The organism is Winogradskyella haliclonae (genome assembly GCF_014635865.1).
GTDB lineage: Bacteria > Bacteroidota > Bacteroidia > Flavobacteriales > Flavobacteriaceae > Winogradskyella > Winogradskyella haliclonae.
Map to the genome: position 1 here is coordinate 145,893 of NZ_BMDQ01000001.1, position 18,399 is coordinate 164,291.

General features: G+C 33.9%; 12 protein-coding genes. 1 reads left to right on the forward strand and 11 read right to left on the reverse strand.

Annotated features, from left to right (window positions below; translation table 11 throughout):
* Window position 1: 1 nt before the first annotated feature.
* Together IEV10_RS00665 and IEV10_RS00670 are read right to left on the reverse strand one after the other, a co-directional pair.
* Window positions 2-1,225: a bifunctional alpha/beta hydrolase/OsmC family protein gene (locus IEV10_RS00665; RefSeq protein WP_188372766.1), complete on the reverse strand. Its 1,224-nt coding sequence runs from the start codon at window positions 1,223-1,225 to the stop codon at window positions 2-4.
* 4 nt (window positions 1,226-1,229) lie between these two features.
* Entirely contained in the window at window positions 1,230-1,511 is a 282-nt protein-coding gene (locus IEV10_RS00670; RefSeq protein WP_188372767.1) for a DUF427 domain-containing protein, read from the reverse strand.
* A gap of 129 nt (window positions 1,512-1,640) precedes the next feature.
* On the opposite strand from IEV10_RS00670, the gene IEV10_RS00675 reads away from it, so the two are divergent.
* Window positions 1,641-2,843 carry a Pycsar system effector family protein gene (locus IEV10_RS00675; protein WP_188372768.1) on the forward strand — a complete coding sequence of 401 codons (1,203 nt, stop codon included), beginning with the start codon at window positions 1,641-1,643 and terminating at the stop codon, window positions 2,841-2,843.
* On the opposite strand, the gene IEV10_RS00680 is transcribed toward IEV10_RS00675, so the two are convergent.
* The 9 genes from IEV10_RS00680 to IEV10_RS00720 all read right to left on the reverse strand — a co-directional run bounded on the left by IEV10_RS00680 (window position 2,840) and on the right by IEV10_RS00720 (window position 18,275).
* Window positions 2,840-5,212 carry a GAF domain-containing protein gene (locus IEV10_RS00680; protein WP_188374163.1) on the reverse strand — a complete coding sequence of 791 codons (2,373 nt, stop codon included), beginning with the start codon at window positions 5,210-5,212 and terminating at the stop codon, window positions 2,840-2,842. The genes IEV10_RS00675 and IEV10_RS00680 overlap by 4 nt on opposite strands.
* A 137-nt stretch (window positions 5,213-5,349) precedes the next feature.
* Window positions 5,350-7,020 carry an alpha-amylase family glycosyl hydrolase gene (locus tag IEV10_RS00685; protein ID WP_188372769.1) on the reverse strand — a complete coding sequence of 557 codons (1,671 nt, stop codon included), beginning with the start codon at window positions 7,018-7,020 and terminating at the stop codon, window positions 5,350-5,352.
* 2 nt (window positions 7,021-7,022) lie between these two features.
* Complete coding sequence (locus IEV10_RS00690) at window positions 7,023-8,435, reverse strand: alpha-amylase family glycosyl hydrolase (protein WP_188372770.1); 1,413 nt, start codon at window positions 8,433-8,435, stop codon at window positions 7,023-7,025.
* A 12-nt stretch (window positions 8,436-8,447) separates the two neighbouring features.
* Window positions 8,448-10,868 (reverse strand): TIM-barrel domain-containing protein, encoded by a 2,421-nt coding sequence (locus IEV10_RS00695; protein WP_188372771.1) that lies wholly within the window; start codon window positions 10,866-10,868, stop codon window positions 8,448-8,450.
* A gap of 46 nt (window positions 10,869-10,914) precedes the next feature.
* Window positions 10,915-11,856, reverse strand: coding sequence for an alpha/beta hydrolase (locus IEV10_RS00700; RefSeq protein ID WP_188372772.1), 942 nt, complete (start codon window positions 11,854-11,856; stop codon window positions 10,915-10,917).
* Between the two features lie 7 nt (window positions 11,857-11,863).
* Window positions 11,864-13,828, reverse strand: a complete 1,965-nt coding sequence (locus IEV10_RS00705) for a glycoside hydrolase family 13 protein (RefSeq protein ID WP_188372773.1) — start codon at window positions 13,826-13,828, stop codon at window positions 11,864-11,866.
* Between the two features lie 55 nt (window positions 13,829-13,883).
* Window positions 13,884-16,190, reverse strand: a complete 2,307-nt coding sequence (mdxK, locus tag IEV10_RS00710) for a maltose phosphorylase MdxK (RefSeq protein ID WP_188372774.1) — start codon at window positions 16,188-16,190, stop codon at window positions 13,884-13,886.
* Between the two features lie 32 nt (window positions 16,191-16,222).
* Entirely contained in the window at window positions 16,223-16,900 is a 678-nt protein-coding gene (gene pgmB, locus IEV10_RS00715; protein WP_188372775.1) for a beta-phosphoglucomutase, read from the reverse strand.
* 7 nt (window positions 16,901-16,907) lie between these two features.
* Window positions 16,908-18,275 carry an MFS transporter gene (locus IEV10_RS00720; protein ID WP_188372776.1) on the reverse strand — a complete coding sequence of 456 codons (1,368 nt, stop codon included), beginning with the start codon at window positions 18,273-18,275 and terminating at the stop codon, window positions 16,908-16,910.
* Window positions 18,276-18,399 lie beyond the last annotated feature (124 nt).

An 18,399-nucleotide genomic window follows, 5' to 3' on the forward strand; every position in this document is an offset into this window, starting at 1 on the left:
TTTATAGGTCTAATATTTTTGTATCAAAAATAACTTCGCTAGCAATTGTTTTGTGAACTGGACAACGCGATGCAATCTCTTTTAATCTTTCTTTTTGTTGATTGTCTAAGTTACCAACAAATTTTAATTTCTTACTAATATGGTCTAAATATTTTGGTTTCTCGACTTCAATATTTAAGTCATTACTGTGCTTACGTGAATGCGATATATAGACAAAAACTTCTTGTAGGTCCCATTTTTTTCGTTCTGCATACATTTTTAATGTCATAACTGTACAAGCGGCTAGAGCAGCATTGAGATACTCATAAGGAGATGGCCCAAAATCGCTTCCTCCAACACTCGCTGGCTCATCAGCAATCATGGTATGATTTTTTGTTTGTATTGACGTTGTAAAATTATCTTCAACTATATTAAGATGACCAACTAATTGTTCGCCTTCAGTATCTAACATTGTATTTTCTACTTGCGGAAAATAACGTTTTACCCATGTTCCTATTACTTCGCCCACATATAAGCTATCTTTCTCTTTTGACAATAGGTGATCTGCATTATCTAGAGTTACAAAACTCTTTGGATGATGTGCACTGACATATAACTTTTCTGCATTGTTAATCCCAACAATAGTGTCTATCGGCGAATGTAAAATAAGTAATGGTTTCCTGAGGTCCTTAACAATAGCAGGCAAATCTGTTCTATCGAAAGCTTCAACAAAATTAGTATTGATTTTAAAAGGGCGACCACCAATATTAATCTCAGCTTCTCCTTTTTCTTTAACCTCATCAATTCCATGAGAGAACAAATGTTTTACATGCTCTACATCGGCTGGCGCTCCAATAGTTGCAACAGCTTTAATCTGGCTTATTTGAGAAGCAGCAACTAATACTGCTGCACCACCGAGAGAATGTCCTACAAGTAGACTAGGCGCATCAAAGTGCTCCGTCATATAACTATGTACATCTATTAAGTCTTCTACATTGGCAGAAAAATGGCTATCGGCAAATTCGCCCTCACTTCTACCTAATCCCGTAAAATCAAAGCGTACTAAAGCAAAACCATCTTTAGTTAATGCTCTACTTACATTACGGACAGCTCCTAAACTACTGCTACATGTAAAACAATGTGCGAAAATAGCATAGTAATTTGGTTTTTGGTTGGCTGGTAGCTCAAGATGAGCATTCAAAATTAGACCTTTACGATTTTTGATTTTAAGTTTTTGACTTCTCATAAATTTATTCTTCGATAGTTACGCCTCGCCAAAAGGCGACTCTATTTTTAATCCCTTTTGCTAATTCTGAAACTTCTGGATAAAACCATGCAGCATCAGGATTTTCTTTTCCATTTACATCAATTGTATAATACGATGCAGTGCCTTTCCATGGGCAAACTGTATTTGTGTTACTTGGCTTAAAATAGGCAGATTTTATACTCTCATGAGGAAAGTAATGATTTCCTTCAACCACCACTGTATCCTGACTCTCTGATATAACGGTATTGTTCCAAATTGCTTTCATAATTTACTATTTTGAATATGTCGAAAAACAGCTCAAAACCTTTCAGATTTTGGGCTAGTCATACAAGTTAAACCAATGCTATATTTTATGCTCATAAATAATTCTTAAATTCGTTAATAATTTTAGTACATGGAGGCACTCATAAAACAAGTTGAAGATTTTGTAACACACTTCTTAAATGACAATTTAGATTCTAAATTTGTATATCATAATTTGGCTCATACACAACGTGTAGTAAATAGAGCTATTGAATTGACTGAAGACAGCAATTTAACTGATACAGAGAAGCATCAGTTAGTTATTGCGGCTTGGTTTCATGATACTGGGTTTACCAAAGTTATTAAAGGCCATGAAACTGAAAGTGTAAAAATTGCAACTTCTTTTTTAGAAGATCATAAAGCTTCTGAGGAAGATATTAAAGCCATCTCTAAAATCATACTTGCCACAGAAATGACATACAAGCCTAAAACAGAAGTTGAGGGTTTAATTAGAGATGCTGATTCTTCACATGTTTCCAGTAAAAATTACAGCAACTACACGTCTTTACTTAGAAAAGAATGGGAATTAACTCTTGATAAAAAAGTGACTAAACAAGATTGGATTGATGAAAATATAAAGTTTTTGACCAATCATACATTTTACTCTGCAACTGCCACTAAGAAGTGGGAAGGCCGAAAAGGGAAAAACTTGGCTAATCTTATTCAAAGTCAAAGCAAAATAAAGGAAGCTTCAGAAAAGCTAAAACAAAAGAAAAATGAGCTAAGCTTTAAAAAAGAAAAACGCGACTTACCAGATCGTGGTATTGAGACTATGTTTAGGGTGGCATTGAGAAATCACATTACTCTTAGTGATATTGCAGATACAAAAGCCAATATTTTATTATCTGTTAATGCCATTATTATTTCTGTTGCATTGTCCAACCTGCTACCTAAACTTGATAACCCGTCGAATGCATATCTTATATATCCTACGCTAATATTTTTAACCTTTACGGTGGTTTGTATTGTACTTTCTGTATTGGCAACGCGTCCTAATGTTACAAAAGGAAAATTCACAAAAGAAGATGTTGCCAATCAAAAAGTGAATCTTTTATTCTTTGGGAATTTTCACCAAATGAGTCTTAGCGAATTTGAATGGGCAATGCATGAAATGATGCAAGACAAAGAATATCTTTATGGCTCACTTACAAAAGATTTATACTTTCTTGGGTTAGTCCTTAACAGAAAATATAATTTATTGAGAATTACATATACTGTATTTATGGTAGGTATTGTTATAAGTGTTATTGCTTTTGCTGTATCGTTCTATATGGCAGAATCGGCATTGCTTTAAGAATTAATCTCTTTCATTAAATCATCATAGGTGTAAAAATCTTTATCATTATTTTCTTTATGATAAAGTACACTTACTCGTATAGCTTTTAAGCCAGTAACAGCTTGTAAATCTTGTAAATCTACAATCTCAACATCATTACCTAATAACTTTTTAGATTGTAAAAACTTAATATATCTCAAATATTCTCTTTCATCTTCTTTCTGAGAGTAAACAATACTTATTTTACCTTTTTGAGTAACGCGCTCTGTAGTCCCTTTAATATAAGCCTTGTCTACACGTTTTTTTACAATTTCATATCTGGCATTGTATGTCCCATCAACATCAAACTGTTTTTCGTCCATTCTAAAGCTTATGGACAATGGCTGATTAAACACCAATATCATTGAAGCCACATCTAATTTTACAGGAAAGCTTGGCTGCATGAGATAAAAAGCATTCTCCATTTCGCACATAACTTGCAATTGCCACAATCTTAGATTGTATAAATACATAGGATTAAAACTATCTTCTTTAGTAATAGATTCTCCTATATACATATTATGCTCTACACCATCCGTTTTAAACCTCTCGAAATAATGAGGGTACATCAATTGGGCATCTACTTGTTTTGCATCTAACAAAGCAGCCATCTCTTTGTTTATAAGTGCTATAGTATCATCATAGTCTTTACGGTTTTGATATACAGCATCTGTGTTTTTATCTATGTTGTTAAAGTAAGCATCTATCTTACTCTTTAATTCTTCTTTAACAAATAAATGTTTCAAAACTGGTTCTATATCATCTTTTATAAAACCAGATATTTGATGCTCACTGTCTACCTGAAAATTACTAGATATCCTTTTTAGATACTGATTTGCTTGATAGATATATTGATCATAAATAGGAAGACTATCTATTTTAGAAGCGTCATTAATAATACTTTTTATAGATTTTAACTGTAAAGTTAAATCCTGTTTAGTTGCTAGGTTTCTAGCTTCGGATGATCCTTTAATATCTATTTGTCCGTAAAGTGGATATATGTTTTCGAATGCTATTTTACTAAAATAAGGTTCTTTACCATTGAGCTGATCTTTAATAAAGTTTTTAGCTTCTTTTTCAAACCTCCAATGTACACTTGGGTGTATAGATGTACATTCTTTTTGAATAATAGCTTCTATTAAATTTTCTTCCTCGTTTTTACTACGTTCTACTGCAGAAACTATAAATGGCATAACATCTATTAGTTTGTTAGCATTGATACTATTGAGTACTTTAGGCTCTTCTGAAACGATTTCTAAAATTCCCATAAGGCCCTCATCATTTGCTATTGGCGCAAATATGGCACTCTGTATGCCTTGATCATGAAGCACTTTAACATGTGGCGCCTGACCTTCAGAAATTTTGTACTTTGCCTCAACATCTGATACAGTAAAGTATTTTTTCTCTTTCAATAGTCTATTATATGACCAACTACATAGAGAATCAGAACATTGCGCAGTTTCTAATGTATCAAGTAAAAAGCTATTCATTCCTGCCCCATATACACGCTCAAAAGTATCTTCATCTTTATTATAGATAGAAAACCCAACTTTAATGTCTTTTAGACCCAGTAATGATCGAAAAATCTCATGAAAATCTTCCATAAAACTCTCGTCTTTACGCTTGTCTTCTCCAATTAATGTTGACTTGATATTTGATATAGACTGATCATCTGTAACATCAAAAATATTAGATATTACAAACCCTTTGAACTCATAACTATTAGGTGGAAATTTTTCTTTCCAAAGCTCGATGTTTTCAAAATTATCTAGTAGCTCATTATAATCCTCTAAAGTTATCTTAGGCGCATTAGGTTTTGCAACAATTTCAGTAAAATCAGCATTATATAATATCTTATAGTAACGTGTAATGCCATTAGCATCAGGGATTTCGTAAAAAAATGGCCTTTTAAAATTTAAGTTATATCCATAACATAAATTTAAAATTATAGTACATGCAATAATATACTTCTGATCCGTAGGCATGTTTTTGATTTCTAAATCAAAATTATTTCCTGCAGTCTTTAGTATAGATTTAAAACGCTCTGATGAATTAAAAATGAGATTATGAAACGGAACTGATGCTGTTTTAATTTCATTTTTAGTAAGTATAGGGCTAAACGCATCCTGCAGCAAACCTTCTATTTCCTTTTCATAGGTTTTAAATGACGATAAATCACTGAAACCTTCTCTTAATATTGGGTTTTTTTCAGCAATTTCTAAGACACGACGTGCATTAGCAGCAATAAAATCATTATCAGTACTAACTAATTCTTCGTACTGTGATAAGTATTTATCAAAGCTAACTTTAAGAATAAGAGGTGACTCTATATTATCGTTTATATCCAAACTGTAATTTTTTTCTATAAGCAAAGTTACAAATATTTAAAATAGTCGTTTTTAGTTAGACTATCTTACGTACTATTTGTTACTTAAAAACGTATAAAAATTACTTTATTTGAAATTACTCTTCTTAAGGCTTATATCTATTTCAATTCTAATAGTACTAGATCAAAAGGAGAATTAATAGTAACAACACCATTACTCACAATTGACTCATTTCCAGAATAATAATCCTTTACAGTTACTTTGTCTTCAAATATTGAAGCTACATCAATTGACTTATTTCCTTTTGGCAGGTTAATTCCAGCGATAATCTTATCGTCATTTCTTACTCTAGAAAACACCAATCCATTATCTTCAGAAATTAGTTGATGAACTCCAGCTCCAACGGCTGGATGTTTTGCTCTAAACTGACCTAGCTTTTGCCAATGAGTTAATAGCATTTGAGTTTCAGGATTATTTTTCGCCTTATCCCAATCCATCACCGAGCGTAAATTAGCATCTCCTGTTGCGTCTTCCACAATAAGTTCTCTAGCTATTTCATCTCCATAATACACTTGAGATGCCCCTTGTGTTAAGAGTAGCATTGTAGCTGTTTTGTAGGGCATCTTTCTTTCTTTATCAAAAGGCTGACCATCGTCATGTGATGACATATAATTTAAAACACTATAGCCTTTAAGCTCTCCATTTAGGGAATTGTTGTATTTTTCGAAAACGTTTTTAACTGGCATTTGCTTAGCGTTCCATTTGATTTCAAAATTGATTAATGCATCAAAAGCATTATCAAAATAATTGGCCTTTTTATCTCCAAAATCAAAAGCTTTTCCATGTGAAATGGAATAATTATACACTTCACCTACTAAATAGAAATCTGTATCATCTAAAGCCTTTTCAGTGTTATTCTTTTTATATTGATTAAACGCATAATCACATTCTTTTCTAAATTCTTGCCATACAAACTCTTCAGTATGTTTTACTGTGTCTACACGATACCCATCAATACCAAAATCTGTAATATAATCTGTTAGCCATTTCATGATATAAAAACGTGGTGCACGAGGATGACCGGTTCGCTTAAAGAATTCATCAAGCTCTTTCACTTCTTCTTCAAAACGTCCTTCTGCTTTCCATTTGGTGACTAATTGTGGAGGTAAGTCTACATTTTCATTGCTCTCTGTTTTAATATCTGGTAGATTCTTCACTAAGGTACAAGTAATGGTGTTATCATAATTAGTATACTCACATTGTGGCTCAGTTCTTACCCAATCCGAAGGCCAAACAGGGTCTTTTTCAGTTACAGGTCCAGTATGATTTATTACTGCATCTAAAAGCACTCGTATACCTTTACTATGCGCAGCATCTACTAATTCTTGCAAATCTCGTCTAGTACCGAGGTTAGCATCTATAGCTGTCCAGTCCTTGGTCCAATACCCATGAAACCCATAACTTTTACCTGTACCTTCGTCTGTTCCGGCGTGAATTTGCTCAACGACAGGTGTCATCCAAATGGCATTAATCCCTAAATCCGTGAAATAGCCTTCATTGATTTTTTGCGTTACCCCTTTTAAATCGCCGCCCATATAACCTCTTAGAGTAGCGGCATCATTTTTTCTGTCATACATTAAATCATTTGAAGTATCTGCATTATTAAAGCGGTCTGTTAACAGGAAATATACATTAGCCGCTTCCCAAAAAAATTCGTTTGCATCAGTTTTACCAATAATATCTATTGATGTATCTAAGATTTCTTCCGACTGATTTTTGCAGTTTGTACACAATAGAGCTATTAAACCAATTGAAAAGATTTTTTTCATAATTATTTAATTAAGATTTTATATGCCCAAGCTTCAAGATTAATGGCATCTCCTTTTGCTTCCATTTTTTCATCTGATATATAATCAAGGTATTTGCCATTTGGAATAGATACTTTATTTGATTCTGCAGAGAAATTTCCAACAAACAAAATGGTATTTCCATCTTTTGAACGCTCGAACATTAAAACATTCTCTTCTGAATCTAATTGTTTGTACGAAGCAGGATTCTTACCACCATTCAAGGCTGGATTTGAATTTTTTAATGTTCCTAATTTCTTAAGTAATTCCCATGATTTTTGCTTTGTGTGCGGAATAGAGTCCTTCTCAAAAAACTTTAATCTATGGTCTAAATCGTATTCTTGTCCTGAGTAAATCAGTGGCATTCCTCTCATTGTAAACGAAAGCGCTGTCATCAATTCGCCAGCGTTACCCATACGCTCTTTTATGGTACCATTCCATGAGTTTTCGTCATGGTTTGTCACGAAATTCATTAAGATATCATCAGCTTCATAATCATTTGATACTTTCTCGAGATAAGCATCATAATCCTGTAACGTTTTTTCACTTTTTGCCAAAGCATTCATTAAATGATGCCCATCCCAAGCGTAAGCCATATCAAACAAATTACCTTTTAGTAATTCAGGTTCCCATGCTTCAGCTAGCATAAAAAGATCTTTAAGTTTTCTAAGTTCAGGAACTGCTTGCTGCCAAAAATCAGTTGGCACAGAACCCGCAACATCACATCTAAAACCATCTACACCTTCTTCTGTAACCCAATAACTCATATCGGCAATCATTTCTTTTCGCATATCTTGATTATCATAATTAAGATCAGCAACATCTGTCCAATCCGTATCTTTTGGATGAATAACTTCTCCCTTATCATTTTGCGTATAATATTCTGGATTAGTTTTAAGCCATTTGTGATCCCAACCTGTATGGTTTGGCACCCAATCTAATATGACATAAATATCATTATCATGAGCCGTTTTCACTAAATCTCTAAAGTCTTCAATAGTGCCAAATTCTGGATTAATCTTTGTAAAATCTGTTACTGCATAATAACTCCCCAAATACTTTACTTGTTCTTCTTCTGGGAATTCTGAAGCAAACTTACTATCAGCACCACCTGTAGCTTTACGCTTCGTTTCTGAAATTGGAAAAACTGGCATTAACCAAATTACTTTTACACCTAATTCTCTTAATTCAGGAATGTCTTTAGTGAACTCAGCAAAAGTACCTTCTGGAGAATATTGACGGATATTAGCCTCGTAAATTACAGCCGATTCCATAATATCATTAGACATTGGTGCAATTACTTTTGCTTCTTCTTTTGCTTCTATCTTTTCGGTATTTTCTTTTTTGCATGCCATAAAAAGCAGGCAACTTAAAACGATGAGGCTTAATTTTTTCATGATTGGTGATTATTATAGTTTTACTTTAATTCTTTTTTTGTTAGTAGTATCCCAACTTATATCTAGGGTTAGTGTTTTATATTTTGAATTGTATTTTCCTGTAACTTCCTTTCTGTCTACAAGAACTTTTTTTGGCTTTTTATTTAAATTATGAACTACAAACTCAATAGTTTTTGATTCTGCTTTATAATTCGCAGCCGTTTCTGCTTCAAAATTTATATGTAGCCAGCCTCCTTTTTTTTCTGATTCAAATGCTAAAATTTGATATTGAGATTTCTCTATAGGGTTGACAGTATGGCCATCATCAAAATAAAATTCGCGCTCAGATTTTTTTATTGAATCATCGTAGTAATGTTGCAATTGAAATATATTGACATTATACGCTTTTGTCGACTGCATAGATTTTGCTAATGGGATAAAAGCACCTGCTCTAACATATGTTGGTATGTATGCTGGATGAAGTTTTACCGTCTTGGTTTGTCCTCCTTTAATAATTTCGTCAGTTTCAATATTAAACCAATTTGAAGTTTTTGGAAAGTATATTTCTTGCTCTGTTTTACCAGCTTCTAATACTGGTGAAACTAAAAAGTCATTCCCCCATAAATATGCTTTTGAATAGTTAAAGAGATTAGGATTATCAATCTCCTCAAAAAATAATGGTCGCATTAATGGTGTTCCTTCAATATGATTCTGAGCCATTAGGTGATAATTATAGGGCAGCATTCTGTAACGCATTTCTATCGCATACTTTGCAAAGCGTTTTGCCTTTTCACTTCTAAAAACAGGTTCGCTAGGCACTTCTTCCTGAGCATGGGGTCTAAATATTGGCTGAAAAACACCATATTGTAGCCAACGTGCATACAATTCGTCATCCAAATTTGCTCCTGCAAAACCACCTAAATCACTATGCATATAAGCCAAGCCTTGCATACCCATTTGTAATGCAATTTCTGGTTGACTTTGTAAGCCACCCCAAGTTCTATTTACATCACCGGACCAAGGTATCATACCGTAACGTTGTGAGCCTGAGTACCCAGCTCGCATAAGTATAAAAGGCCTTTTGTTTGGATTGGCCTCCAAACTAGCTTTATAAACTAATTTAGCCCAATCATGTCCGTAAATATTATGGACCTCATCTGCTGAACCTGTTGCATGTTGCACCCATGTTGGATGTACTTCTGGCTCTCCTAAATCTCCCCAAAAACCAGTTACACCATAGTCTGACAAGTCTTTATAGATATCACTAAACCATTTATAACCTTCTTTTTTATAAATATCTACGATTCCAGTATTGCCAAAATAGAAATCATATTTGGCTGGATTACCAATAGAATCTTTTGCTAAAACCTTCTTCTCAACGGCTTCTTCCCAACGATTAGATGTGGTTAAAATAAAAGGCTCTGTAATGAGAATTGTTTCTACATTTTGAGATTTTAAATCCTTAATCATTTGCTTAGGATTTGGAAAAGAATCTCTATCAAATTTGAGATTCCCCATAGTGCCTTTTATCTCTTTACCAAACCAGTATAAATCAAGAATTATAGCATCAACAGGTATTTTATCTTCTTTAAATTTATTTATTGTTTCTAAAGTTTCTTTTTGCGAATGATACCCAAATCGGCTTGAAAAATTACCCAAAGCCCAACGAGGCAACATAGGTTGTTTTCCTGTTAAATCTGTGTAATTTTCAATAATATCATACCATGAATTTCCTGCTATTACCTGATAAGTTTTACGTCCAGAAATGGTTTCGTATGTTAAGGTATTATCCTTTTTACTATCAAAATCTAAGTACCCAATTGGTGCATTATCGAAATGAATCATGTATTTTTTAGATGACAATACAATTGGCATCGTATAGTTCATCAATTCACTTTTGGTTTCGTAACCATAATGTGCTCTATTAAAAAGTGGTAAACGATAGCCACGACGATTCATTCCTAAAGCTCTTGCGCCAGCACCATATAAAACTTCATCTTTAGTAAGATTAAATTCTATTTTTTCGGTGTCATCAGCAACAATGTTTCCGGCAACCATTTCCATAGGTTCGTGAGAACTTTTGTAGTAACCTCTTCTTTCTGAAGTAATGAGCTTATCATTATAAGCGTATGAAATCTGAAATGGTACAGTGTTGATTAATACAGATAATGCGTTACTCGAAAAAGAAATTGTATTTCCAACATATTTGTATGCTGTTTTAACCTGATTAGGTTTCATGACCACTGCATGACTTTCTAATGTTGAGCTTTCAGCTTTTGGAATAAACGTCGTTTCAACAATATCATCTGAGTAAAACTGAAATCTATAATTACCATCATTAGTGACAACGGTAAAAATGTTATTCTCTTCACTGTGAGATTTATAAACTCGGTCTGGATTTTGGGTATAACCGAATTGAATAAAACATAAAAGTATATAAAGTATATTTTTCATATTGATAGTTCTCGACTGTACTTAATAGTATAGATGTCTTTAAATATTATTTACCTAACAAGAATAATAGTGGTTTATCCAAACGCTTGTTCCAAGATTGCTCTGAGTGATTAGTCCCTTCAAAAAATAAATTTTTAGAATCTGAATCTGTATATCCTTTTGCTTTTAAAATAGCATCTACATTTGGTGCATACTTTGGATAATATTGATCTAGTGTTTTATTACCATAATCAAAATACAACTTATGCATACCTGCATTGGGCAAATTTTCTTTCATATAATCGAAAATCGCTTTAGGGTGTGGATTATTTGGTGCTGGCATTGCGCCAGGCCAATGTGTAGAAAGGCATGCAGCTCCTCCAAAAACATCGGGATATTCTGCTACTGCGTACATAGACATTAAGCCTCCCATACTCGAGCCTCCAACAAACGTATTGGCCTTATCTGTATATACAGCATACTGCTTATCGATAACAGGTTTTAATTCTTTAGCTATAAAACTTAAATATTCGTCTCCTTTAAAATCTACATTAAAATTACTCTTCTTAGCAAGTGTAATTAAAGAGTCTCGCACTTTTTCATTCATATAACTCATTGCCTTTTCTGGGTATAAATCTTGCCAACGTATTTGAGGAATATTATGAATAGCTACAACAATGAAGTCTTTTGTGATACCCTTTTCCATCATTTTACTGGACCATTCATCAACCATCCATTCCTGCTTATTCCAAGTCGTTGTAGCATCAAAAAGATTTTGACCGTCATGCATGTACAAAACTGCATATTTTTTGTCTTTAGAATAGTTCTCTGGCAACCAAACATCGACTGGTCGTGGCTTTATAAATTTTGAAGGAAATGCTTCTACCCGATGCAAACTACCAGCGAATAAAATTGCACTATCTAATTTCTGAAATTTGATATCATTAGTTATTTGCGCAGTTGCAGTAAAAGACAATATAAAAGCGAGTAAAACAAATGTCTGTTTCATATTAATCCTATTTTGTGGTTAATAGAGTTACACCTTTAGATTTGAGTTCTATAACATCTCCCCAAAGTTTTGTTTCTCCTGTAATAATGTTCTTTAAAGTTTTCCCCTTAAGCCCAATTTCTGATTGATAATTAAGGTCTATTGTGATGATGTCTTCATTTTTATTTAGAATTAAAACCACAGTCTCATCACCAAATGTTCTATACATAAAGTACGTACCAACAAATGGTGCAAAATGTATTGTTTCACCTTCATGTATGGCTTTACTATTCTTTCTGTAGTTGAAGAGTTTTTTGATGAATACTTGCATATCTTTTTGCACATCTGTTAAACCCTGACCTGTAAATGCATTTACCGCATCCCCATCCCAACCACCAGGAAAATCTGTACGAATCAACCCATGGTCTCCTGGCATTTCAAAATCATTCATCAAAATTTCTGTACCATAATACATTTGCATAATTCTTGGCATTGTTGCATAAGTTGCCATCGCCATCTTTGTCTTTACAACATCACCATCCATTTGAGTAAAAATGCGACTCATATCATGATTGTCAGGGAAAATCATAATATCCTTTGGACTGGCATAATGGAAATCGTTTGCTAAGCCTTCATAGATTTTTACCAAGCCTTTATCCCATGATTCTTTTTCTTTGATACCGTCAACTACTTCCTTTTGCATAGCAAAATCCATCGTAGATTTTAAATTAGAGTCATACCCATCATTGTTTTTAGCACCTTCCTGCCAGTAACCTATGAGCAGCGGATTATAACTCCATTCTTCACCAACGATAGTAAAATTTGGATATTCGGTCATAATAGCACCAGCCCAATCACTCATAAAGGCTTTATCTGGATATGGGTATGTATCTTGACGAATGCCCCCCAACTGAGCAGTTTCTATCCACCAAATACTATTCTGAATAATATATGTTGCCATAAACGGATTACGTTGATTTAAGTCTGGCATTGTAGCTACAAACCAACCTTGATTATTGCCCTTTTTATCTGCTTCTGAGGCATATATATCTTGATTTGTTGTTCTTCTGTGGTTTGAATAATTTGTGTAGTTGTGCCCCCAATTTTCTTTATGCTCTTCAAAATTTTGCTGAAGATTTAACCAGTCTTTAAATGGTAAATCTTTCATCCACCAATGGTATAACCCACAATGGTTAGCCACTTGGTCCATAATGAGTTTCATCCCGTTATATTGTAATGTTCTTGAAAGCGTTTTATACTCTTCTAAAGTCCCAAAACGCGGGTCTATCTGATATAAGTCTGTAATAGCATAACCATGATATGAACCCTGTTGCATATCATTAATTAGCATGGGTTGTGGCCAAATTGCAGTAAAGCCCAAGTCTTTGATGTAGTCTATGTGTTTTATAACCCCTGATATATCTCCACCATGTCTTGCATAGCTATTTGTTCTATCAATAGTACGCTCTAAAAGTTCTGGTTGACCTTCAATTCCTGAAGGTGAATCATTTTCTACTGTGCCGTTTACAAAACGGTCTGGAGTAATTAAATAAATTGCATCACTACTATTAAAACCTATATAGTCTTCAGAAGGTTTTAATCTGTCTTTTAACTCGTAGGTTGCAATAAGGGATTCGCTATTTTCTTTTTCGAAGGTAATATTGAATTTCCCAGAACTAGCTTTTGAAATACCTAAATCAATAAACAAGTAGTTATTACTATTATCGCCTTTTGAAACTTTTGCAATGGACACACCTTTGTAAGAAATTCTTGGTTGGTAATCCGCAATATTTTCATGCTTCACTAATAGTTGTAAGCTATCATTCTTGAAACCTACCCACCAATTTGGTGGCTCAATGCGTTCAATATCATTTTTATCAATTAATTCTGTTTTATTTTGAGCATTACTAGTGCCATTGGTGTCTTTACAAGAAACGTTTACTGTAAGTGATAATAGGATTATCGCGAACACTCTGAAATTAAATATCTTCATGAGTTTAGGTATTAAAAAAGCCTCATGAAAATATCATAAGGCTTATAATTATAATCTATACAGTAACTAAACTATTTGGGCTTATAGTTACTGATTTACCATTAACTATTATGTTTATATCACGATTACCCTCGAGCTCAAAATGTGTATGTCCTTTACATGCATTAACTCTAAGTATTTGATTTCTGAAATTAACTTTAAAAGAAAACGCTTCCCATTGCTGAGGAATTTTAGGCTCAAAAGATAAGGTATCATTTACAATACGCATACCTCCAAAACCTTCTACAATACTCATCCATGTGCCTGCCATTGATGTAATATGTAGTCCTTCTTCAACTTCATGGTTATAATCATCTAAGTCTAATCGAGATGTTCTTAAATAGAACTCATATGCTTGATCCATACGCCCTAACTTTGCCGCCTGAATACTGTGCACACAAGGTGATAAAGAACTTTCATGTACTGTGAAAGGCTCGTAAAAATCAAAATGACGCTCTAGCTCTTGGTCTGTGAATTGGTCTTCAAAAAAGTAGAACCCTTGAAGTATATCTGCCTGCTTTATATAAGGCGAGCGTAAAATTCTATCCCAAGACCATTTTTGATTTATTGGCCTCTCTGACTTAGGTAAATCAGAAACGGTAATTAATTCCTTGTCTAAAAAGCCATCTTGTTGTAAAAATATTTTTTGATTGTCATCATAAGGGAAATACATATTATCTGCAACAGCTTTCCATTTAGCTAATTCATCTTCAGATAAATTAACCTTACTCATTATTCTATTGTAGTCTGATTGATACTCTCTTTTGACTTTATCAATGCTTTGTATCGCATAGTCAATACACCACTTTGCAATGTAATTCGTGTACCAGTTATTGTTTACATTATTTTCGTATTCGTTTGGACCAGTTACACCGAGAATTACATATTGCTCTTTTGCTGTCGAAAACGTGGCGCGTTGTTGCCAAAAACGTGCGATACCGATAAGAACTTCTAATCCTTTCTCAGGGACATAACTGTAGTCTCCTGTATACCTGTAATAGTTAAAAATTGCAAAAGCTATAGCACCATTTCTATGAATTTCTTCGAAAGTAATTTCCCATTCGTTATGACACTCTTCACCATTCATGGTTACCATAGGATACAAGGCTGCTCCGTTTGTAAATCCTAATTTCTCAGCATTTTCGATAGCTTTCTCTAAATGCTTATAACGATACTCTAATAAGCTTTTAGCGACGCTTTGGTCTTTTGTTGCCATGTAAAAAGGAATGCAATACGCTTCAGTATCCCAGTAGGTACTTCCTCCATATTTTTCACCTGTAAAGCCCTTTGGGCCAATATTTAACCTTGCGTCTTTTCCTAAGTAGGTTTGATTTAATTGAAAGATATTGAAACGTATACCTTGTTGCGCTTCAACATCACCATCTATAGTAATGTCAGACATGTTCCAGATGTCTGCCCAAGCTTGTTTCTGTTGTTCTAAAAGCCTATTGAATCCTAAATCTGAAACTTTGCTTAATGTGCTCTTGGCTATATCAACCAATTGGTTTCTGTCATGATTTCTATCAGAATTATAACCTCCGTACTTGGTAATTGTAAATGTATCTCCTTTAGTAACTTCTTGGGTATAACTAAACGAAATCATATCTTTAAAAGCATCAACATTAGGTTGTGCTTCAATAGCGTTATTATTTATAGCCAATTCTGTTTGCATGTATGTACAGACGTAAAAATCTGTTTTCATAGTTCGAGACACTATGAATGCTTGATTGTCTTCAAAATCTATACTTAATACATCCCAGAACTTATCGTCCCAATTAGAATCTTCATTGGTAATTCCATTATCTAAATATGGTGAATAGTCTATTTGTGCATCACTATTAACAGGAGTAATACTATATTCAATAGCACCTATTTCATCAATATTTAAACTCAAAAAGCGTTTGGTATTAACCTTTATAGTAATATCATTTTTGAGCGTCGCAGTAAAACTACGAGATAGCCAACCTTCTTTCATGTTAAGCTCTCTACGGAAATCTTCGACAGACTTACATTCTGCTAGGTCTAATTGCTCTCCATTAACATGTACATTAATTCCTATCCAATTTGGGGCATTAAGTACTTTTGCAAAATATTCTGGGTAACCGTTTTTCCACCAGCCTACTCTTGTTTTATCTGGATAATATACCCCAGCCACATAACTTCCTTGAAATGTAGCTCCTGAGTAATGCTCTTCAAAATTAGCACGTTGCCCCATAGCCCCATTTCCCAAACTCATTAAGCTTTCCGATGATTTTACTCGGGCAGCATCAAAACCTTCTTCTATAATTGACCAAGGATTGGGTTGTATATAAATATTATTCATTGTCTTGATTATAATATCAGTGATTAGCTGATTTAATTGATTTTTTTAGTCACTTTATTAGAAATAATAGCCTCAACAAACTCTTGAGACATTTCTGTAAAATCTTTAAACACGTAATCTGCTTCGTGCAGAACATCTTTTTCTCCAATACCAATAGATATCATATTGGCTGTATTTGCTGCTTTTACTCCAGCAACTGAGTCTTCAAAAACGATACAATCTTGAGGTTGCATATTTAATAGTTTTGCTCCTATTAGAAAGACTTCCGGGTCTGGTTTTGCTTTTGATACATCGTTACCGTCTACGATGGCATTAAATTTTTCTAACAAACTCACTTTTTCTAAAATAGGTCTAGCATTTTTACTTGCTGAACCTAATGCTACAGCTTGGTGTTTTTCTTCTAAAAATTCTAATACCTTAGAAACATGTGGAAGAATTTCTGAAGCATCCATTGTACTAATGTAACTTAAATATTCTTCATTCTTTTTTGCCATGAGTGACGTAAACTCATCTTGGCTTAGAGTTTTTCCGCCCCACTCTAATATTTTTTCGAGAGAACGAACACGACTTACGCCTTTGAGTTGTTCGTTTTCTTCATGTGTAAAATCTATACCCAAGCCGTTAGCTAGCTTTCGCCATGCAAGAAAATGGTATTTGGCAGTGTCTACAATAACACCATCTAGGTCAAATATGAATCCTTTTTTATTCATCTAAATATTATGAAGGCTGATAAGTAATTGCCGATTTATTTGTAATTAATAAGTTGCTTATCCCCGCTATTATTAAGCTTATACCTGCAACAGTCATTGCATTAATGGCCTCATCTCCAAGTAGTCCAGAAATAAAATTAACACCACCAACTGCAGCAATAATCTGAGGTATAACAATAAACATATTAAATAGCCCCATAAACATTCCCATTTTTTTCTCATCAACTGAACTTGACAACATCGCATAAGGCATAGAAAGAATACTACCCCATGAGACTCCAATTAGAATAAAGCAATACTTTAATTGCTCTGGTGTAACAATGTTCATGAGAAGGAAACCAACACCACCTGTAATTAGCGCTGCCATGTGAACAAACTTTCTATTAATTCTACGTTTAGACGTATATAAGACAAGTAATAAAGCAAATGCCATAGATGATAATCCATAGACTCCCATAGCTGAACCTACTTCGTTTGACGCTTTTTGAAATGATGTATTTGCAATATCAAAAGCTTCTTTCTCTTCTTGTATTGACATATTATACTCCATTTTATCAGGAGCTGGTGTTTTGAACACATGCTCTGTCAATGCAGGGTTGGCTAAACTCCACATTGTAAAAAAAGCAAACCAACTAAAGAACTGTATCACACCTAGTCGCTTCATTGTCCTTGGCATGTTTCCGACATTATTTATAATGTCTGAAACAAAACTGCTTTTCTTCTTTCGCTCTCTCTCAAACTCTTCCATATCTTCAGGAGGATACTCAGATGTCGTAAAAACTGTATAGAGAATACTGAGTAGAAACACAAAAGCACCAATAGCAAAAGCTACTTTAACTGAGTTTGGGACAACTCCAACATCTGCAGAGTCACTAACTCCCATTTGAGATACCAGCCAAGGTAAATTGCTCGCCACCCATGTACCGATACCAATTATTAAGGTTTGAACAACAAAACCATAGGTACGTTGGGATTCGTTTAACTTATCAGCTACTAATGCTCTAAAAGGTTCCATTGACACATTAATAGATGCATCTAGTATCCAAAGAAAACCAGCAGCCATCCATATTACTGAAGAATATGGAACAAAGAACAATGCAAGTGAACTAAGAATTGCACCAATCAAGAAATAAGGTCTTCTTCTACCCCATCTTGGATGCCAAGTGCGATCGCTAAAGTACCCAATAATAGGTTGCACCAACAACCCTGTTAAAGGAGCTGCAATCCATAGCAACGGAATGTCATCCTTTCCTGCACCTAAGGTTTGAAATATTCGAGACATGAAGCCGCCTTGAAGGGCAAAGCCAAATTGAATCCCTAAGAAACCGAAACTCATGTTCCAAATTTCCCAGAAACCTAGTGTACGCTTTTTCATTAATAGTATGTTTAGATTAATACTATTCTGACAAGCTAAACTCATCAAAACTTTTCATTGAGAAGTGAAAATATACGTTTTGATTTGATTACAAAGGTAGCAAAGAATATGAAACAGCCAAATA